The sequence below is a fragment of the Geodermatophilus tzadiensis genome (assembly GCF_003002915.1).
GTDB classification, from domain to species: Bacteria; Actinomycetota; Actinomycetes; order Mycobacteriales; family Geodermatophilaceae; genus Geodermatophilus; species Geodermatophilus tzadiensis.
Map to the genome: position 1 here is coordinate 132,594 of NZ_PVTG01000006.1, position 18,476 is coordinate 151,069.

Below are 18,476 nucleotides of genomic sequence, written 5' to 3' on the forward strand. Positions count from 1 at the left end.
CCCGGGACCCCCTGCCCTCAGTCCAGGGCGGCGGAGACCTCCGCCGCCAGGGTGGCGACGTGCCGGTCGCTGAGCATCCCGATCCGCTCGTCGTCGAGGTCCCCGTGCCAGCCGGGGACCTCGACCACCCGCAGCTCCCGCACGACCCGCCGCCAGGCGCCCAGGGTCCGGGACGCCGCGGCCCGGGACCCCTCGGCGAGGAAGTAGGCGACCGGGCCGTCGAACCGGGCGGGGCGGTGGGCCTCCGACACCTCCTGCGACCCGAGGAAGAACCGCAGCTCGGGGTCGGGCGTCGCGGGGACCGGGCCGGGCGCGGGCGCTGACGGCCGCCCCCGGCCGGTCACGCGGCGCAGCACCGCCGCCGGGACGCGACCGGAGCGCACCGTCGCCCAGCGGCCGGCCCACCGCACCCGCGCGGCCTCCCACCGGCTGAGCGCCGCGAGGGGCGGGCGGACGTCGAGCAGGCCGAGACAGCCGACGTCCTCGCCCGCGGCGCGCAGCCGGGTGGCGACCTCGTGGGCGACCAGGCCGCCGAAGGAGTAGCCGAGCAGGGTGTAGGGGCCGGCCGGCTGGGCGCCGCGGACCTGTACCAGGGCGTCGGCGGCGACCTCCTCGATCGTGCGGTGCCGCCCGTTGCCGTCGCGCAGCGGCAGCCGCAGGCCGAGCACCGGCCGCGGCGTCGCCAGCCGCTCGACCAGCCCCGCGTACAGGTTCAGCTGACCCCAGGCGTCCGGCACGAGGAAGACCGGGCGGCCCGCCCCGGCCCGCAGCACGGTCACGGCGGCCGGCGCGGCGGCCAGCGCCGCCTCCGCGGCCCGGGCCAGCCCGGCCGGCGTCGCGTCCTCGGCGAACCGCTGCACCGGGACGTCGGCGTCCAGGTCCAGCCGGACCCGCCGCAGCAGGCTGAGCACCTGGCGGGAGGTCCCGCCGAGGTCGGACCAGTCGTCGTCGGGGTCGGCGGAGCGCAGGCCGAGCACCTCGCACCAGATGCGGGAGACCCGGCCGAGCAGGCCGTCGTCCTCCGGCGCGGGGGGCGCGGCCGAGGCCGCGGCGACGGCCGCGCGGATCCGGTCCGGGCACCCGGGGTCGCGCAGCGCGACGGCGTTGGCGACCGGGTCGCCGTTGACGGCGTCGCGGGCCGCCCGCTCGGAGCGCTTGCCGTTGTGGGTGAGCGGCAGGTCGTCGACCGCGACGACCAGCGAGGGCACGTGCGCGGCCGAGGCGTCCCGGCGCAGCGTGCGCCGGATGGTGCGCTCCAGCCCGCCGTCGAGCCGGGCGCCCGGCCGCAGCACGACCAGCAGCACCATCCGCGAGCTCCCGGGCCGGCTGTCGTCGCGCTGCTCGACGGCCATCGCGTCGGCGATCTCGGGCAGCTGCCGGAGCACGGTGTAGATCTCGCTGGGCCCGATGCGCAGCCCGTCGACGTTGAGGACGCCGTCCGAGCGCCCGTGCAGCCGTGAGGACCCGTCGGCGTCGAACTCGATCAGGTCGCCGTGGGTCCACACGCCGGGGTGGTCGGCGAAGTAGGCGTCGTGGAAGCGGCTGCCGTCGGGGTCGCGGAGGAACCCGACGGGGCGGCTGGGGAAGGGGCGCCGGCAGACCAGCTCGCCGACCCGACCGACGACCTCGCGGCCGTCCTCGTCCACCGCCGTGACGTCGAGGCCGAGGCTGCGCGTCTGGCAGCGGCCCCGCCGCACGGGGACGTCGGGGGCGCCGAGCACGAAGCAGCCGATGACGTCCGTGCCGCCGGAGACCGACTGCAGCGGCACCGGCCCGACGGCCTCGGCGACCCAGTCGAACTGCCAGTCGTGCAGGACCGCGCCGGTGGAGAGCACGGCCCGCAGCCGCGACAGGTCGGCGGCCTCGGCGGGCCGGTGGCCGGCGTCCTGCCCCAGCTGCAGGTAGGCCGGGCTGGTGCCGAAGACGGTGACGCCGTGCTCGGCCACCAGCTCCCAGAGGGTCCCGGGGCCGGACACCGGGCCGTCGTAGACGACGACGTGCGCGCCGGTGGCCAGCGCCGAGAGCTGCCAGTTCCACATCATCCAGGCGGTGGTGGTGTGGAAGTAGAGCGTGTCGCCGGGCCCGAGGTCGACGTGCAGCCGGTGCTCCTTGACGTGCTCCAGCAGCGTGCCGCCCGCCCCGTGCACCATCGCCTTGGGCGGGCCGGTGGTGCCCGAGGAGAACATCACGAACAGCGGGGTGTCGAAGGCGAGCCGGGGCCAGTCGAGGGTGGGCTCGGCGCCGGCGGCGGCGTCGGCCAGCCGCTCGGCCGGCAGGCCGAGGTCGGGCAGCGGGCGGTCGTCGAGCAGCAGCACCCGGCGCAGGGCCGGCAGGCCGGCGACCACCTCGGCCACCACGTCGTCGGGCACCGCCCGGCGGTCGAGGACCAGCACGGCGGGCTCGACCTGGGCGAAGCGGCCGAGCAGGGACGCCGCGCCCATGTCGGGCGCGGCCGTGGAGACGGCGGCCCCGACGGCGGCCGCGGCCAGGGCGACGACGGCGGTCTCGCCGGTGTTGGCGGCGACCAGCACGAGCCGGTCGCCCGGCGCCAGCCCCTGCCCGCGCAGGGCGGTCGCGGTCCGCGCGACGGCGTCGCGGAGCTCACCGCGCGTCCAGCGGTCGGCCGGGCGGTCGGCGTGCACCGCGGTGAGCGCGGGGGCGTCGTCCCCGGCGCCGTCCACCGGGCGCAGCAGCGCCTCGGCGTAGTTCAGCCGCAGGTCGGGGAAGAAGCGGGCGGTCTCGACGTCGGTGCCGGTGAGGACGACGTCCGCGGAGCCCGACCACGGCAGCCCCGACCAGTCGAGCAGGGTGCGCCAGAACTCCTCGGGCCGCTCGACGGAGAAGGCGTGCAGGGCGCCGGGCGCGTCCAGCGCGGCGCCGGCCGCCGCCTCGCAGCGGGCCCGGAACGACGCGAGCTGGGGGACGGCGGGGGCGAGCGTCACGAGGGGACCTCCTGGTGGGGGGCGACGGCGAGGCTGGCCACCCAGCCGTCGGGCACGGGCACGTCGCGGACCGCCCAGCCGGCCACCGTCCCGTCGGTGCGCCCGATCTCGGTGACCACGGCGGCCGGGTCCTCCCGCAGGCCGGTCCCGCGGCCCTTGAGGACGGCCTCCTTCTGCGTCCAGGCACGGGTCGCCGCGAGGGCGCGGGCACCCTCCGGCAGGGCGGTGAGCGCGCGCTGCTCGGCGTCGGCGAGCCAGCCCTCGTCGAGGACGTCGGCCGTCCACGGCGCCACCCGCTCCACGTCGACGCCGACCCGACAGCCGCGCCCCACGGCCACGACGCCCAGCCCGCCGCTGGCCGAGCAGCCGGCGTCCAGGCCGGTGGCCGGCGGCAGCTCCGGGCGCCCGGCGGCCGTGGTCCCGAGCGGCACCCGGGCCGGGTCGGTGCCCAGCTCGGCGGCCAGGGCGGTGCGCAGGGCCGCCCGCAGGAGCACGCGGCGCCGGTGGACGGCGGGGGTGCCCCGCCGGGCGCGGGCCAGCTCGGCCGGGCTCAGCACCGCCTCCGCGCGGGCCAGCTCGGCGTCGTCCGCGGCGAGGTCGACCAGCCGGACGGCGACGTCCGCCCACGGCAGCGCGCGGGACGACGCGGGGACGGGCGGCGGCATGCCGCGATGCTGGCAGCCGGGTCCCCGCGTGGGATCCCTCGTCGGGGGGAGGGCCGGGTGCGGACACGCGACCGGGCGACCCGGCGGACGGGCTCGGCCGGGGGATCGGCGTCCCCGCCGCCTGCGCCGTGCCCGCCACCGCGTGTGGCACGCTCCGCTGGTGCAGACCCGTCGCCTGACCGCACCGCTGGCCGTCGGTCTCGTCGCGCTGGTCGCGGTGAGCGGCTGCCGGACCTCGCCGTCGGTGGCCGCCTACGTCGGCGACCAGCAGGTGACCGCCGTCGAGCTGCAGGCGGCGGTGGACGAGCGTCTGGCCGACCCGGCGATCGCGGAGGCCGCGGCCGGCTCGGAGACCGACTTCACCCGCCAGGTGCTCAGCCTCCTGCTCCGCGAGGAGGTCTACGCCGCCGCGGCGCAGCGCTACGACGTCGAGGTCACCGACGCCGATGTGTCCGCGTTCGTCGACCGGTCGCTGGCCGGGCAGGACGCCGCGGCCCTGTTCGCGCAGGCGGCCGACCAGGGCTTCTCCCGCGACGACGTCCTGGAGAGCGCCCGCCAGCAGCTGGTGCGCCGGGAGGTGGCCGAGGCCGCGGGGGAGGGCGGCGCGCTCGACGAGGCCGCGCTGCGCGCCCGGTACGAGGAGACCCGCGGCGACCTCGAGCAGGTGGAGCTCGGCTACCTCGTCGTCCCCGACCAGCCCACCGCCGACGGCGTGGTCGGGGAGCTGACCGCGGACCCCGCGGCCTACCCGGCCGTGGCCGCGCGCTTCCCCGGCCAGAACACGCTGCCCGCGGTGGCGCCCGTGGCCCTCGCCGACGTCCCCGCGCCGCTGGCCGCGGGCGTGGCGCCGGCCGCGCCGGGCACCGCCTTCACCGTGACCGTGCCGCAGGTGGCCGGGGTGGTCGTGGTCTACGTCGGCCAGCGCACCACCCCGTCCTTCGAGGAGGTGCGCGGCCAGTTGGAGGACGAGGCGGCCACCGGCCTCGAGGAGGCCGGCGCGGCGCTGGTCGACGAGGTGCGCACCGACCTCGACGTCACCGTGAACCCGCGCTACGGGGCGCTGGAGGACGACGTGGTCCGCGAGGCCGACGGCGGGGTGGTCGACCTGCTCGACGAGCCGGCCGGCACCGGCACCGGCTCGGGCACCACCGGCACCGGCTCGGGCGGCTGAGCCGGCGGTCCCGGAGACTGGCCGGGTGCCCGTCGCGCTCGCCGTCGTCGTCTCCCCCGCCCTGCCCGGTCTGCTCGGCCCGGCCGCCTGGCAGGCGCTGTCCAGCGGCCGACCGCTCGTCGCGCTGCCCGGCGCCGCGGCGACCGCCGACGCGCTGCGGGCCGGGGGCTGGGCGGTCGACGACGTCCCCGACGCCGCGGCCGCCGCGGCCCGCCCCGACAGCGTCGTCGCCCTGGTCGCGGCCGGCACCGAGGTCGACGCCGGGGACGTGGTCGGGAGCCCGGTGCCGGCCGGGACCCGGCTGCTCGACGTCGTCGCGGTGATGGACCGGCTGCGCTCGCCGGGCGGCTGCCCGTGGGACGCCGAGCAGACGCACGCCTCGCTGCGCGGCTACCTGCTCGAGGAGGCGCACGAGGCCTACGACGCGATCGTCGACGACGACCCGGTCGCCATGCGCGAGGAGCTCGGCGACGTGCTGCTGCAGGTGGTGTTCCACGCCCGGGTGGCCGCCGAGGCCGGTCCGGGGCGCCGTTTCGACGTCGACGACGTGGCCGGCGACCTGGTGGACAAGCTGGTCCGCCGGCACCCGCACGTCTTCGGCGACGCGGGCCCCCGCGACGTCGCCGGGGTGGAGGCGGGCTGGGAGGAGATCAAGCAGGCGGAGAAGCAGCGGCGCTCGCCCACCGAGGGCGTCTCGCGCTCGCAGCCGGCCGCGTCCTGGGGGGCGGCGCTGGTGCGCCGGGCCGCCCGGGCCGGGTTCCCGACGCCGGAGCCGGCCGAGCTGGACCCCGCCGCGCCGGAGGAGCTGGGGGAGCGGCTGCTGGCGGTGGTCGCCGCGGCCGAGCGGCGCGGCTGGGACGTCGAGGACGCGCTGCGGGAGGCGGTGCGCCGCTACGCCGGGGAGCTCGACGCCGAGGCCCGGCGCCGCGAGCGGGGCTGACTCCCCGCCCTCACCCGCCCGGGTGGTCCCTGAGCGACTCGGGTGCAGGCGGGGCCGCTGCCCGCCGTCGGTACCGGCGGGAGCCGGCGCAGCCACCGGCCGCGACGGAGGGACCCCGCATGGACGACCGGGCCGAGTCCGGGCCGCACCCCGCCCGCCTGGTCGTGCTGATCCCGGCGCACGACGAGGCGGCGAACATCGGCGCCACCCTGACCGCGCTGCAGCGGCAGACGCGACGGCCCGACCGCGTCGTCGTCATCGCCGACAACTGCACCGACGACACGGCCGACATCGTGCGGGCGCACGGCGCGGAGGTGTACGAGACCGTCGGCAACACCGACAAGAAGGCCGGGGCGCTGAACCAGGCGATCGTGCAGCGGTTCCGCCGGACCGCCGACACCGACCGCCGCGCGGACGGCGCGCCCCGCGACGACCGCGGCCCCGACCGCCGCGCCGGGTCCGGGTGGCGGGCCGCGCAGCCGGTCGCCGGGCCCTCGGCGGACCTGCGCGACGACGACCACGTGCTCGTGATGGACGCCGACACCCAGCTGGACCCGCGGTTCCTGGAGACCGCGGCCGCCAGCCTCGACTCCTCGCCCGGCACCGGCGCGGCGGGCGGCCTGTTCTACGGCCACCCCGGCAGCGGGGTGCTCGGCCAGCTGCAGCGCAACGAGTACCTGCGGTACAGCCGGGACGTCGCGCGGACCGGCCGCGTCATGGTGCTCACCGGCACCGGGACGCTGTTCCGCGTCCGCGCACTGCGCGAGGTCGCCGCCGCCCGCGGCAGCACGCTGCCCGGCCGGCGCGGCCAGGTGTACGACACCCTGGCGCTGACCGAGGACAACGAGCTCACCCTCGCCCTGAAGACCCTCGGCTGGCGGCTCACCAGCCCGGCGGCCTGCTCCGTGGTCACCGAGATCATGCCGACCTGGCGGGACCTGTGGCAGCAGCGCATGCGCTGGCAGCGCGGCGCCCTGGAGAACCTCCGCCACTACGGGCTGACCCGCGTCACCCTGCGCTACTGGGGACAGCAGGTGGGCATCGGCGTCGGCGTCCTCGCCTTCCAGGCCTACCTGGTGCTCACCGTGCTGCTCCTCGCGCGGGACGGAGGGCTGCACGTGGACCCCTTCTGGGGAGCGGTCGGTCTCGTGTTCCTGGCCGAGCGGCTGGTGACCGTGCGCCGCGGCGGCCGGCGGGCCCTCCTCCTCGCCCTGCCCCTCGTCGTCGAGCTGGCCTACGACCTGTTCGTCCAGGCCGTCTTCGTCCGCTCGCTGCTCGACGTCCTCCGCCGGCGCGAGGCGACCTGGCACCACGTCGCCGCCCCGGCGACGACCTGAGCCCCGGGAGGAGGTGCACGTGTACAGCAAGGCGGGGTACGCGACGGCCAGCGGCATCGGCGGGTCGACGACGCTGGCCTCCACGGGGTTGGACACCCTGGCGCTGGTGGTCGCCGGCGTGACGCTGGTCTTCGCCGGCCTGGCGCTGCTCAAGCTCGTCCCCCGGCGCGCCAAGGGCTGACCGCGGCGCCGACCACACCGCGACGGCCGGGCTGGCTAGGCTGCACCCGTGCCGAGCATCGACGCCGTAGGCGCGCGGGAGATCCTGGACTCGCGCGGGAACCCCACCGTGGAGGTCGAGGTCGCCCTCGACGACGGGACGATCGCCCGGGCGGCGGTGCCGAGCGGCGCCTCCACCGGCGCCTTCGAGGCGGTGGAGCTGCGCGACGGCGGCGAGCGCTACGGCGGCAAGGGCGTGACCAGGGCCGTGGACGGCGTCCTCGACGTCATCGGCCCCGAGCTGGTCGGCTACGAGGCCACCGAGCAGCGACTGGTCGACCAGCGCCTCATCGACCTCGACGGCACGCCCGACAAGTCCCGCCTCGGCGCCAACGCGCTGCTCGGCGTGAGCCTCGCGGTCGCCCGCGCGGCCGCCGACTCCACCGGTCTGCCGCTGTTCCGCTACGTCGGCGGCCCGTCGTCGCACCTGCTGCCGGTGCCGATGATGAACATCCTCAACGGCGGCGCCCACGCCGACAGCAACGTCGACGTCCAGGAGTTCATGATCGCGCCGATCGGCGCGGCGACCTTCGCCGAGGCGCTGTCCACCGGTGCCGAGTGCTACCACGCGCTGAAGTCGGTGCTGAAGGGCCGCGGCCTGTCCACCGGCCTCGGCGACGAGGGCGGCTTCGCCCCCGACCTGCCCACCAACCGCGCCGCGCTCGACCTCATCGCCGAGGCGGTCGAGAAGGCCGGCTACACGCTGGGCACCGACATCGCCCTCGCGCTGGACGTCGCCGCCACCGAGTTCCACGGCGAGGGCGGCTACGACTTCGAGGGCCAGACCCGGTCGGCCGAGTACCTCGTCGACTACTACCGCGAGCTGGTCGACGCCTACCCGATCGTCTCCATCGAGGACCCGCTCTCGGAGGAGGACTGGGACGGCTGGGTGGCGATGACCGCGGCGCTCGGCGACCGCGTGCAGATCGTGGGCGACGACCTGTTCGTCACCAACCCCGCCCGGCTCGCCGACGGCATCGGCCGCGGGGCGGCCAACGCGCTGCTGGTGAAGGTCAACCAGATCGGGACGCTCACCGAGACCCTCGACGCGGTCGGCCTCGCGCACCGCAACGGCTACCGCTGCATGATGAGCCACCGCTCTGGCGAGACCGAGGACACCACGATCGCCGACCTCGCCGTCGCCACCGACTGCGGGCAGATCAAGACCGGCGCCCCGGCGCGCAGCGAGCGGGTGGCGAAGTACAACCAGCTGCTGCGCATCGAGGAGGAGCTCGACGACGCCGCGCGCTACGCCGGCGCGGCGGCCTTCCCGCGCCTGCGGACCTCCTGACCCGGTGAGCGTGGGCACCGGCCGGCGCCGCTCGACCGGCCGGCCGCTCTCGCACGCCGCGTCCCGGCCGGTGCCGGCCGGCACGCGGTCGGGTGCGGGCAACCGCCCCGCCGCGGCCCGTCCCGGCCGGCGCACCCCGCGCCCGGCGCCGCGCGCCGCGTCGGCCCGGCGGCCGCTGTTCACCGGCCGGGCCGTCGTGCTGGTGGGGCTGGTGCTGCTGCTCGCGCTGACACTGGCCGGGCCCTTCCGGCAGTGGCTGGAGACCCGCGCGGAGCTGGCCCGGCTCGCCGCCGAGGGGACCGCCCTCGACCAGCGCATCGCCGATCTCGACGCCCAGCTCGACCGCCAGGCCGACCCGGCGTGGACCGCCCGCGAGGCCCGCGAGCGGCTGGCCTACGTGCTGCCCGGGGACCGGCTGGTCGTGGTGGTCGACGGGGAGGCCGCCGAGGGCGACGCCGGCACCCTGCCCGAGGTCCCCGACACCGAGCGGCCCTGGTACGAGGAGCTGCTCGGGTCGGTCGCCGAGGCCGACGACGCCGGAGCGGGGGAGTGACCGCCCCGGGGAAGCGGGTGCGGGAGCCGATCACCCCGGAGGAGCGGGCGACCGTGGGCCGGCAGCTCGGCCGCCCGCCGCGGGCGGTGCGCGCGGTGGCGCACCGCTGCCCGTGCGGGCAGCCCGACGTGGTGCAGACCTCCCCGCGGCTGGAGGACGGCACCCCGTTCCCGACGCTGTACTACCTGACCTGCCCGCGCGCCTCCGCGGCCGCCAGCCGGCTGGAGTCGGCCGGCCGAATGCGCGAGTGGCAGGACGACCTGGGCGCCGACGCCGGTCTCGCCGCGGCCTACCGCGCCGCCCACGAGGCCTACCTCGCCGAGCGCGACGCCCTGGGCGAGCTGCCCACCCGCGCCACCGCCGGCGGCATGCCCGACCGGGTCAAGTGCCTGCACGCGCTGGCCGGGCACGCGCTGGCCGCGGGCCCCGGCGTGAACCCGGTGGGCGACCGCGCGGTGGCCGAGATGGGGGAGTGGTGGGCCCAGGGCCCCTGCGCCCAGGAGGGGACGACGTGACGCGGGTGGCCGCCGTCGACTGCGGCACCAACTCCATCCGCCTGCTCGTCGCCGACGTCCCGCCGGAGGGCGCGCACACCGACCTGCTGCGCCGGATGGAGGTGGTGCGCCTGGGCCAGGGCGTCGACGCCACCGGCCGGCTGGCGCCCGAGGCGATCGAGCGCACCCGCGTCGTGCTCGCCGAGTACGCCGCGCAGGCCCGCGAGCTCGGCGCCACCGCCGTACGGATGGTCGCCACCAGCGCCACCCGCGACGCGGTCAACCGGGCCGACTTCGAGGCGATGGTCACCGCGACGCTCGGTCAGCCGCCCGACGTCGTCCCGGGCGACGAGGAGGCCCGGCTGTCCTTCCTCGGCGCCACCGCCTCCCTCGCTGCCGCGGCCGCCGCGCACGGCGGCGCGCCGCCGCACCCGCCCCACCTGGTGGTCGACATCGGCGGCGGCTCGACGGAGTTCGTGCTCGGCGACGCCGGCGGCGTCCGGGCCGCCCGCTCGGTGGACGTCGGCTGCGTGCGGCTGACCGAGCGGCACCTGCACGGCGACCCGCCCACCGCCGACCAGATCCAGCGCGCCGAGTCCGACGTCCGCGCTGCGCTGGCCGAGGTCACCGCCGCCGTGCCGGTGCAGGAGGCGGCCACGCTCGTCGGCGTGGCGGGCTCGGTGACCACCGTGGCCGCGCTCGCGCTGCGGCTGCCGGCCTACGACCCGGTGGCCATCCACGGCTCGCGGATCGGGGTGGGCGCCGTCCGCTCGGTCACCGCCGGGCTGCTGACGGCCACCCGCGAGCGGCGCGCGGCGTACCCGGTCATGCACCCGGGACGGGTGGACGTCATCGGCGCGGGCGCGCTGGTGCTGCGCGTGCTCATGGACGCGTTCTCGCTCGACGAGGTCGTCGTCAGCGAGCACGACATCCTCGACGGCATCGCCCTCCGGCTCGCCCGCGGGCGCTGAGCTCAGGGGCCCTCGTTGAGACCGGGGGGCAGCTTGCCGGTCAGCGACTGGTAGGCCGCCGCGGCACCGCGGGCGGCCACCAGCCGGCCGGCGGCGACGACGACCCCGGAGAAGGCGGCCCAGGCCAGCGCGTCGGGCCAGCTGACCCCGGGCGCCGCCGGGTTCTTCGGCGGGTTCGTGCCGCGCGCGGCGTACCAGGCGGCGTCGGTGAGCTTGCGGGCGGCGATGCCGGCCGGGACGGCGAGTCCCGAGCCGAGCAGCTTCCAGGTCAGCGGCGCCTTCTCCGTGCGGGCCATGCGGTGATCATGCCCTGTCGCCCCGGAGGCCGCCCGTCCCCGCCCGGGTGGTCCACTGGGCGAGTGGCAGTGGACGCGCACGGGTTCCCCGTCACCCGCACCCCCGCCGGCGTCGCCCGCGCCGCCCGCGCCGCCCGCGACCTCGCCGTCCTCGACGCCCGCGTCTCCGGCTGCCGGGCCTGCCCGCGGCTGGTGGCCTGGCGCGAGGAGGTGGCCCGGGTGAAGCGGGCGGCCTTCCGCGACGAGGAGTACTGGGGCCGTCCGGTGCCGGGCCTGGGACCCGCGGACGCCCAGATCGCGGTGGTCGGGCTGGCGCCGGCCGCGCACGGCGGCAACCGCACCGGCCGGGTCTTCACCGGCGACCGCAGCGGCGACTGGATCTTCGCCGCGCTCTGGCGGGCCGGGCTGGCCAGCCAGCCCACGTCGACGCACGTCGGGGACGGCCTGGAGCTCAGCGACGTCCGGGTGGCCGCCGCGGTGCGCTGCGCGCCGCCGGACAACGCGCCCACCCCGGCCGAGCGCGACACCTGCAACCCGTGGCTGGCCCGCGAGCTGGCGCTGCTGGCGCGGCTGCGGGTGGTCGTCGTCCTCGGCGGTTTCGGCTGGACGGCGCTGTGGCCGGTGCTGGCCGCGGCCGGGTACGCGCTGCCCCGCCCGCGGCCGGCGTTCGGCCACGGCGTGGAGGTGACCCTCGACGGCCCGCGCGGGCCGCTGACGCTGCTGGGCAGCTACCACGTCAGCCAGCAGAACACCTTCACCGGCCGGCTCACCGAACCGATGCTCGACGCCGTCCTGACCCGGGCCACGGAGCTCGTGCGCCCCTAGGCTGAGGCCCATGACCAGTCCCGGTCCCGCGTCCCGTCCGGTGGTCCTCGTCGTCGGCGGCGGCTACGTCGGCCTCTACACCGCGTTGCGGCTGCAGAAGAAGCTGTCCCGCGGTCGGGCGGAGATCGTCGTCGTCGACCCCCAGCCGCACATGACCTACCAGCCGTTCCTGCCCGAGGCGGCGGCCGGCTCGGTGGAGCCGCGCCACGTGGTGGTCCCGCTGCGCCGCACCCTGCACCGCTGCCGGGTGGTCACCGGCGCGGTGGCGTCGCTGTCGCACGCCGACAGGAAGGCGCGGGTCGTGCCGGCCGAGGGCGCGCCCTACGAGCTGTCCTACGACGTCCTGGTGATGGCCGCCGGCTCCGTGGCGCGCACGCTGCCCATCCCCGGCCTGGCCGAGCACGGCATCGGCTTCAAGACCGTCGGCGAGGCCATCTACCTGCGCAACCACGTGCTGGCCCGGCTCGACGCCGCCGCCTCGACCGACGACCCCACCGTCCGCACCCGGGCGCTGACGTTCACCTTCGTCGGTGGCGGCTACGCCGGCATCGAGGCCTTCGCCGAGCTCGAGGACATGGCGCGCTACGCCGTCGAGCACTACTACCCGCGGCTGTCGACCAGCGACATGCGCTGGGTGCTGGTCGAGGCGACCGGGCGGATCCTGCCCGAGGTCGACCTGGACATGGCCGCCTGGACGGTCAAGCAGCTCACCGCCCGCGGGATGGACGTGCGGCTCAACACCCGGCTGGAGTCGGTGTCCGACGAGGGCGTCGTGCGGCTCAGCGACGGCGACGCGTTCGCCAGCGACACGCTGGTGTGGACGGCGGGCACCAAGCCCAACCCGCTGCTGGCGCAGTCCGACCTGCCCCTCGACGAGCGCGGCCGGGTGCGCTGCGAGCCGACGCTGCAGGTCAGCGGGCTGGAGGGAGCGTGGGCAGCGGGCGACCTGGCCGCGGTCCCCGACCTGACCAAGGACCAGCCGGGCGCCACGACCGCGCCCAACGCGCAGCACGCCGTCCGGCAGGCCAAGCGGCTGGCCGACAACGTCGTCGCCGTCCTGCACGGCCGGCAGCCGCAGCCCTACCGCCACGAGTACGCCGGGTCGGTGGCCAGCCTGGGCCTGCACAAGGGCGTCGCGCAGGTCTACGGCGTCAAGCTCAAGGGCTGGCCGGCCTGGTTCATGCACCGCAGCTACCACGTCAGCCGCGTCCCGACCTTCAACCGCAAGGCGCGCGTGGTGGCCGACTGGACGCTGGCCTCGGTGTTCCGCCGCGAGGTCATCGCCCTGGGCCAGCTGCAGGACCCGCGCCGGGAGTTCGTCACCGCCGCCGCGGGTGGGAGCACGGGGCAGCTGCCCGCGCCGACCGGGGCCGACCGCGCCCAGGCCAGCTGACCGCACCACCTCGGGGCCGCGAGGTCCCGGGGTGGGCTGCGCCCCCGTGGCCCAACCGGCAGAGGCAGGCCCCTTAAAAGGGTCACAGTGTGGGTTCGAACCCCACCGGGGGCACCGTGTGCCGGGCTCAGGACTCCCTCCGGCGCCGTACACCATCGGCCGGAGGAAAGACAGGCCTTGACGTCTCCCGTGACCTGTTTGACAGGGTGACGGTCAGTGAGTGACGGATCGCTCACACTCGACGTCCGAGGGAGTACGGATGAGTCTGGTCCAGTCCGCGCGCCGGTCACGGGTCGCCATGGTCGGCACCGCCGGCGCCCTGGCGCTCGCGGGCAGCGTGGTCGTCGCGCTGCCGGCGGCGGCCGCGCCCGCCGGCTGCGAGACCCGCGACAACAACACGGTCGACAAGCTGCTCGAGTGCACCACGGTCGACGGCGTCCTGGAGCACCTGACGGCGTTCCAGGAGATCGCGGAGGCCCACGGCGGCAACCGCGCCTCGGGCACCGCCGGCTACGACGCCTCGGTGGACTACGTGGAGCAGCGGCTGGAGGCGGCCGGCTACGACGTCACGCGGCAGGAGTTCGACTTCGACTTCTTCGAGCTGACCGGCCAGACGTTCAGCCGGACGGCTCCCGAGGCGCGGGACTACGTCGCCGACACCGACTTCGCCGCCCTCGAGTACTCGGGCGTCGGGACGGCGAGCGGTGCGGTCGTCCCGGTCGACCTCGGGGACCCGCTGGCCCCCACCGACACCAGCACGAGCGGCTGCGAGGCCGAGGACTTCGCCGGGTTCCCGGAGGGTGGCGTCGCGCTCGTGCAGCGCGGCACCTGCACCTTCGCGGTCAAGGTGGCCAACGCCGAGACGGCGGGGGCCGTCGGCGTCGTCGTCGTCAACCGCGGGACGCCCGAGAACGAGGGCCTGGTCGCGGGGACGCTCGGTGAGCCGGGGGTGCTGCCGGCCATCGGTGTCCCGTTCGCGATCGGGCAGGAGCTCGCCGCGGGCGGCACGGAGGTGACCTTCACGGTCGACGCGGAGACCGGGACGCGGACGACGGAGAACGTCGTCGCCGAGCTCCCCGGCCGCACCGACGAGGTCGTCCAGGTCGGCGCCCACCTCGACTCGGTGCCCGAGGGCCCGGGGATCAACGACAACGGCACCGGCAGCGCCGCCGTCCTCGAGCTCGCCGAGAACGTGCAGAAGGTCGAGCCCCAGGCCACCCTGCGCTTCTCGTGGTGGGGAGCGGAGGAGTCCGGGCTGCTCGGTTCGACCCACTACGTCGAGCAGCTGCCGGAGGAGGAGGTCGCCCGCATCTCGGCCTACCTGAACTTCGACATGGTCGGCTCCCCGAACCCCGTCCGCTTCGTCTACGACAGCGACGGCGAGGACTTCGAGAGCACCCCGGCCGGTTACGTGTCCGAGCGCTCGGCGCAGATCGAGGACACGTTCGAGAAGTTCTACGCCGACCGGGGCCTGGCCAACGAGAACACCGAGTTCGACGGGCGCAGCGACTACCAGGCCTTCGCCGACGCCGGCGTGCCCAGTGGTGGCCTGTTCACCGGCGCCGAGGGCGTGAAGACCGAGGAGCAGGCCGCGGTCTACGGCGGTGTGGCGGGCGAGGCCTACGACCCGTGCTACCACCAGGCGTGCGACGACCTCGACAACCTCGACCTCGGTGTCCTCGACGAGAACGCCGACGCGATCGCCTACGCGGCGTCCGTGCTGGCGGCCGGAGGGCCGGGCGCCGGGAACTGACCGGAGCACCGCAGGGAGCGCGACGACCCGGGGGCGCGGCACCGCACGGTGCCGCGCCCCCGGTGTCCGCTCACCCGGTCGGGGTGGCACGCCTCGTGCGGAACGCGGGGGCGACCTGCTGCGTTGTACTGACCGAGTGGGGTGCGAGGACGCAGCCCACCGACCGACGAAGTCACCTCGAGGAGATGACGATGCCCAGCCACAACCCGGTCTTCGGCCGGGGCTTCGCCAACGCCGGATCCGGCGGTGGCCAGCAGTACGGCCAGCAGGGCTACGGCGCTCCCGGCTACGGCCAGCAGTACGGGCAGCCGTACGGCCAGCAGGGCTACGCCGCTCCCGGCTACGGCCAGCAGTACGGCGCGCCGCAGGGCTATGGCGCCCCGCAGGGCTACGGCGCCCCGGCCCCCGCCGGCCAGCCGTTCAGCCCGCCGACCACGCGCTACATGACCATGGACGACGTCGTCCAGAAGACCGGACTGTCCTTCCTGGTCACGGTCCTCTCGGCCGCCGTCACCTGGGCGCTGCTCCCGCAGGACCTGGCCTTCGGCCTGGCGCTGCCCGCGGTGCTCGTGGCCTTCGTCCTGGGCCTGGTCATCAGCTTCAAGCAGATCGCCAACCCGGTGGCCACCCTGGCCTACGGCGCGCTCTACGGTGTCGCCCTCGGCGCCATAAGCGAGGCGTTCAACAACATCTACCCCGGCATCGTGACGCAGGCGGTGATCGGCACCTTCGGTGTCTTCGCCGGCATGCTCGTGGTCTACAAGACCGGCGCCATCCGGGTCACCCCGAAGCTGACCCGCTGGGTCGTGGGCGCGCTGTTCGGCGTCCTGGCCCTCGTGCTGGTCAACCTGGTGGTCGGCTTCTTCGTCCCCGGCGGCCTGGGCCTGCGTGACGGCGGCCCGCTGGCCATCGTCTTCAGCCTCGTCGTGATCGGTGTAGCGGCCTTCTCGCTGCTGCTCGACTTCGACATGGCCGACGAGGCCATCCGCCGCGGCGCCCCGGCCAAGTTCGCCTGGTACATCGCCTTCGGCCTGCTCGTCACGGTCGTCTGGCTGTACCTGGAGATCCTGCGGCTGCTGTCCTACTTCCAGGACAACTGAGCACGGGCCCCGCTGCAGCGGGGTCGGCAGACGGCAGTGGCCCGGTCCCCTCGCGGGGGCCGGGCCACTGGCCGTTCGGAGGGGGCTCAGGTCAGCTCAGGCGCTCCAGGACCATCGCCATGCCCATGCCGCCGCCGACGCACATGGTCTCCAGGCCGAACGTCGCGTCCTTCGTCTGCAGGCCGTTGATCAGCGTGCCGGTGATGCGGGCGCCGGTCATGCCGAAGGGGTGCCCGACGGCGATCGCGCCGCCGTGCACGTTCAGCTTGTCGATGTCGATGCCCAGGTCGCGGTAGCTCGGGATGACCTGCGCGGCGAACGCCTCGTTGATCTCGACGAGGTCGATGTCGTCGATGGTCATGCCGGCCCGCTGCAGCGCCAGCTTCGAGGCGTCCACCGGGCCGTAGCCCATGATCTCCGGCGACAGGCCGGTGACCGCCGTGGACACGATCCGCGCCAGCGGGGTCAGGCCGAGCTCGCGGGCCCTGGTGTCGCTCATGACGACCACCGCGGCGGCGCCGTCGTTGAGCGGGCAGGCGTTGCCGGCGGTGACCCGGCCGTCGGGGCGGAACACCGGCTTGAGGCCGGAGATGCCCTCGAGGGTGGTGCCGGCGCGCGGGCCGTCGTCCGTGCTGACCACGGTGCCGTCGGGCGTGGTGACCGGGGTGATCTCCCGCGCCCAGAAGCCCTCGGCGATCGCCTTCTCGGCGAGGTTCTGGCTGCGGACGGCGAACTCGTCCATGTCCTGGCGGGAGACGTCCTTGAGCAGCGCCAGGTTCTCCGCGGTCTGCCCCATGGCGATGTAGACGTCGGGCACCTCGCCGGTGGACCGCGGGTCGGTCCAGGAGTCCGCGCCGCTCTCGGCGACCTTGGCCACCCGGGCCTGGGCGTCGGTGAACGCGGGGTTCTGGGTGTCGGGCAGCGAGTCGCTGTTGCCCTTCACGAACCGCGACACCATCTCCACGCCGGCGGAGATGAAGACGTCGCCCTCACCGGCCTTGATGGCGTGCATGGCCATGCGGGTGGTCTGCAGCGACGAGGAGCAGTAGCGGGTGATGGTGGTGCCGGGCAGGTGGTCCATGCCGAGCAGCACGCTGACCACGCGGCCCATGTTGTAGCCCTGCTCGCCGCCGGGCAGGCCGCACCCCAGCATCAGGTCGTCGATGTCGGCGGGGTCCAGCCCCGGCACCTTGTCCAGCGCGGCCCGGACGATGGTGGCGGCCAGGTCGTCGGGGCGGAAGTCCTTCAGCGACCCCTTGAACGCGCGGCCGATGGGCGAGCGCGCGGTCGCGACGATGACTGCTTCGGGCATGGGTCCTCCACGATGAGGCGGGCCCGGCCGGGAGTGCCGGGTGTCGGGTCACCCCGGAAACTACTCCCGGGTAGCGGGCCGGATGAGGGTGACGCCCGGGACCGTCCCGCCCGTGTGGCGTGGCTCACGCACCGCGGTGCGCCGGCGCGACGGGGACCTCCTCGGTACGCAGCTCCTCCGGCGAGGGCAGCTCGGTGGGCCGGCGCCGCAGCAGCCGTGCCCAGGTGCCCAGCGGCCCGGTCTGCGAGCCGCGGACCTCGGTGGCGCGCACCTCGGTGCCCGGCCGGCCGGCGGCCCGCGCGGCGGCCCGGGCCACCGGACGGACGGCGCCCCGACGGCGGCGGCCCTCGGCGCGGGCCGGCCACACGCCCACCGCGTCGGCCAGTGCCGGCAGGATGACCGCGGCCGCCGCCGCGTACCCGGCCGCGCTGGGGTGGAACTCGTCGCTGCTGAACAGCGACCGGTCGGAGGCGAAGCTGGGCCCGAGCACCGAGCCCAGCGACACCGTCCGGCCCCCGGCCTCGACCACCGCGATGGTCTGCGCGGCGGCCATCTGCCGGCTCCAGCGGCGGGCGAGCAGTCGCAGCGGCTGGCCGATCGGGCGGATGGTGCCCAGGTCCGGGCAGGTCCCGACGACGACCTCCGCGCCGGCCGCCCGCAGCCGCCGCACCGCGTCGGCGAGGTGGCGCACCGACACCGCCGGGCGGGTGCGGGTGGTGACGTCGTTGGCGCCGATCATGATCAGCGCGACGTCCGGCTTCTCGGCCAGTGCCCGGTCGACCTGGGGGTCCAGCTCGCAGGACTCCGCGCCGGAGACGGCGACCCGGACCAGCCGCACGGGCCGCTCGGCGAGCTCGGCCAGCGCCGCGGCCAGCAGCGCGCCGGGGGTGTCGGCGGCGCGGTCGACGCCGAGCCCGACCGCGCTGGAGTCGCCGAGGACGGTGAACACCATCGGCTTGGCCCGGCCCCGGCCGCGGCCGTAGACGCCGTCGCCGGAGGGCGGGTCCTGCCGGGAGGTGCGCGCGTCGACGCGGCGGCGGGCCGCACGGGCCTGCAGGCGGAGCAGGCCGAGCAGGCCCGCGCCGGCCAGGCCGGCCCCACCGCCCCCGTAGGCGACACCGGCCGCCAGCCGTCTCGCCGTGCCCGCTCGGGTCACCGCCACCCCTGTCGTCGCGCCGTGCAACCGCCTGTCCGGCAGGCTATCGAGCCTCTAC

The 18,476-nt window shown here is 76.3% G+C and carries 17 protein-coding genes and 1 tRNA gene; 13 read left to right on the plus strand and 5 right to left on the minus strand.

Going from position 1 to position 18,476, the window contains the following annotated elements; translation table 11 throughout:
- Positions 1-17: 17 nt before the first annotated feature.
- Both LY71_RS10315 and LY71_RS10320 read right to left on the minus strand, forming a co-directional pair.
- Positions 18-2,942 carry an acetoacetate--CoA ligase gene (locus LY71_RS10315; protein ID WP_106276997.1) on the minus strand — a complete coding sequence of 975 codons (2,925 nt, stop codon included), beginning with the start codon at positions 2,940-2,942 and terminating at the stop codon, positions 18-20.
- Positions 2,939-3,607 (minus strand): 4'-phosphopantetheinyl transferase family protein, encoded by a 669-nt coding sequence (locus tag LY71_RS10320; RefSeq protein WP_106276999.1) that lies wholly within the window; start codon positions 3,605-3,607, stop codon positions 2,939-2,941. The genes LY71_RS10315 and LY71_RS10320 overlap by 4 nt, the downstream gene beginning before the upstream one ends.
- A 160-nt stretch (positions 3,608-3,767) precedes the next feature.
- Here LY71_RS10320 and LY71_RS10325 point away from each other — a divergent pair, with 160 nt between their 5' ends.
- From LY71_RS10325 to LY71_RS10360, 8 genes are all read left to right on the plus strand, one after another.
- A complete protein-coding gene (locus LY71_RS10325) occupies positions 3,768-4,778 on the plus strand; it encodes a SurA N-terminal domain-containing protein (protein WP_170121301.1) in 1,011 nt (336 codons plus the stop codon).
- Positions 4,779-4,803: 25 nt separating this feature from the next.
- Positions 4,804-5,718 (plus strand): nucleoside triphosphate pyrophosphohydrolase, encoded by a 915-nt coding sequence (locus LY71_RS10330; protein ID WP_106277003.1) that lies wholly within the window; start codon positions 4,804-4,806, stop codon positions 5,716-5,718.
- Positions 5,719-5,837: 119 nt separating this feature from the next.
- Entirely contained in the window at positions 5,838-7,055 is a 1,218-nt protein-coding gene (locus LY71_RS10335; protein ID WP_106277005.1) for a glycosyltransferase family 2 protein, read from the plus strand.
- A gap of 19 nt (positions 7,056-7,074) precedes the next feature.
- Positions 7,075-7,236 carry a hypothetical protein gene (locus tag LY71_RS10340; RefSeq protein WP_211297249.1) on the plus strand — a complete coding sequence of 54 codons (162 nt, stop codon included), beginning with the start codon at positions 7,075-7,077 and terminating at the stop codon, positions 7,234-7,236.
- A gap of 48 nt (positions 7,237-7,284) precedes the next feature.
- Positions 7,285-8,565, plus strand: a complete 1,281-nt coding sequence (gene eno / locus LY71_RS10345) for a phosphopyruvate hydratase (RefSeq protein ID WP_106277011.1) — start codon at positions 7,285-7,287, stop codon at positions 8,563-8,565.
- A 4-nt stretch (positions 8,566-8,569) separates the two neighbouring features.
- On the plus strand, positions 8,570-9,118 hold the full coding sequence (locus LY71_RS10350) for an FtsB family cell division protein (RefSeq protein WP_106277013.1): 549 nt from the start codon (positions 8,570-8,572) through the stop codon (positions 9,116-9,118).
- Positions 9,115-9,633 carry a DUF501 domain-containing protein gene (locus LY71_RS10355; protein ID WP_245887813.1) on the plus strand — a complete coding sequence of 173 codons (519 nt, stop codon included), beginning with the start codon at positions 9,115-9,117 and terminating at the stop codon, positions 9,631-9,633. The genes LY71_RS10350 and LY71_RS10355 overlap by 4 nt, the downstream gene beginning before the upstream one ends.
- Positions 9,630-10,583, plus strand: a complete 954-nt coding sequence (locus LY71_RS10360) for a Ppx/GppA phosphatase family protein (RefSeq protein ID WP_211297250.1) — start codon at positions 9,630-9,632, stop codon at positions 10,581-10,583. The genes LY71_RS10355 and LY71_RS10360 overlap by 4 nt, the downstream gene beginning before the upstream one ends.
- 2 nt (positions 10,584-10,585) lie before the next feature.
- On the opposite strand, the gene LY71_RS10365 is transcribed toward LY71_RS10360, so the two are convergent.
- A complete protein-coding gene (locus LY71_RS10365) occupies positions 10,586-10,879 on the minus strand; it encodes a DUF4235 domain-containing protein (RefSeq protein WP_106277016.1) in 294 nt (97 codons plus the stop codon).
- 63 nt (positions 10,880-10,942) lie between these two features.
- On the opposite strand from LY71_RS10365, the gene LY71_RS10370 reads away from it, so the two are divergent.
- From LY71_RS10370 to LY71_RS10390, 5 genes are all read left to right on the plus strand, one after another.
- Positions 10,943-11,704, plus strand: coding sequence for a uracil-DNA glycosylase (locus LY71_RS10370; RefSeq protein ID WP_106277018.1), 762 nt, complete (start codon positions 10,943-10,945; stop codon positions 11,702-11,704).
- Positions 11,705-11,714: 10 nt separating this feature from the next.
- Positions 11,715-13,097 (plus strand): NAD(P)/FAD-dependent oxidoreductase, encoded by a 1,383-nt coding sequence (locus LY71_RS10375; RefSeq protein WP_106277021.1) that lies wholly within the window; start codon positions 11,715-11,717, stop codon positions 13,095-13,097.
- Positions 13,098-13,137: 40 nt separating this feature from the next.
- Positions 13,138-13,211 (plus strand) — tRNA-Leu (locus LY71_RS10380).
- Positions 13,212-13,356: 145 nt separating this feature from the next.
- Positions 13,357-14,850: a M20/M25/M40 family metallo-hydrolase gene (locus tag LY71_RS24450; protein ID WP_146146102.1), complete on the plus strand. Its 1,494-nt coding sequence runs from the start codon at positions 13,357-13,359 to the stop codon at positions 14,848-14,850.
- Between the two features lie 191 nt (positions 14,851-15,041).
- A complete protein-coding gene (locus LY71_RS10390) occupies positions 15,042-15,950 on the plus strand; it encodes a Bax inhibitor-1/YccA family protein (protein ID WP_106277220.1) in 909 nt (302 codons plus the stop codon).
- 91 nt (positions 15,951-16,041) lie between these two features.
- Here the strand turns inward: LY71_RS10390 and LY71_RS10395 are convergent, their stop codons facing one another.
- Together LY71_RS10395 and LY71_RS10400 are read right to left on the minus strand one after the other, a co-directional pair.
- The gene (locus tag LY71_RS10395) at positions 16,042-17,262 is read right to left on the minus strand and encodes an acetyl-CoA C-acetyltransferase (RefSeq protein WP_106277026.1); all 1,221 of its coding nucleotides are present in this window, start codon (positions 17,260-17,262) and stop codon (positions 16,042-16,044) included.
- Positions 17,263-17,386: 124 nt separating this feature from the next.
- The gene (locus LY71_RS10400) at positions 17,387-18,418 is read right to left on the minus strand and encodes an SGNH/GDSL hydrolase family protein (protein WP_106277222.1); all 1,032 of its coding nucleotides are present in this window, start codon (positions 18,416-18,418) and stop codon (positions 17,387-17,389) included.
- Between the last annotated feature and the right edge of the window lie 58 nt (positions 18,419-18,476).

Excerpts from the sequence above, each read along its gene's own strand:
- LY71_RS10320 (WP_106276999.1), bottom strand. The coding sequence starts at position 3,607 with ATGCCGCCGCCCGTCCCCGCGTCGTCCCGCGCGCTGCCGTGGGCGGAC.
- LY71_RS10335 (WP_106277005.1), top strand. The coding sequence starts at position 5,838 with ATGGACGACCGGGCCGAGTCCGGGCCGCACCCCGCCCGCCTGGTCGTG.
- LY71_RS10365 (WP_106277016.1), bottom strand. The coding sequence starts at position 10,879 with ATGGCCCGCACGGAGAAGGCGCCGCTGACCTGGAAGCTGCTCGGCTCG.
- LY71_RS10375 (WP_106277021.1), top strand. The coding sequence starts at position 11,715 with ATGACCAGTCCCGGTCCCGCGTCCCGTCCGGTGGTCCTCGTCGTCGGC.
- LY71_RS24450 (WP_146146102.1), top strand. The coding sequence starts at position 13,357 with ATGAGTCTGGTCCAGTCCGCGCGCCGGTCACGGGTCGCCATGGTCGGC.
- LY71_RS10390 (WP_106277220.1), top strand. The coding sequence starts at position 15,042 with ATGCCCAGCCACAACCCGGTCTTCGGCCGGGGCTTCGCCAACGCCGGA.
- LY71_RS10395 (WP_106277026.1), bottom strand. The coding sequence starts at position 17,262 with ATGCCCGAAGCAGTCATCGTCGCGACCGCGCGCTCGCCCATCGGCCGC.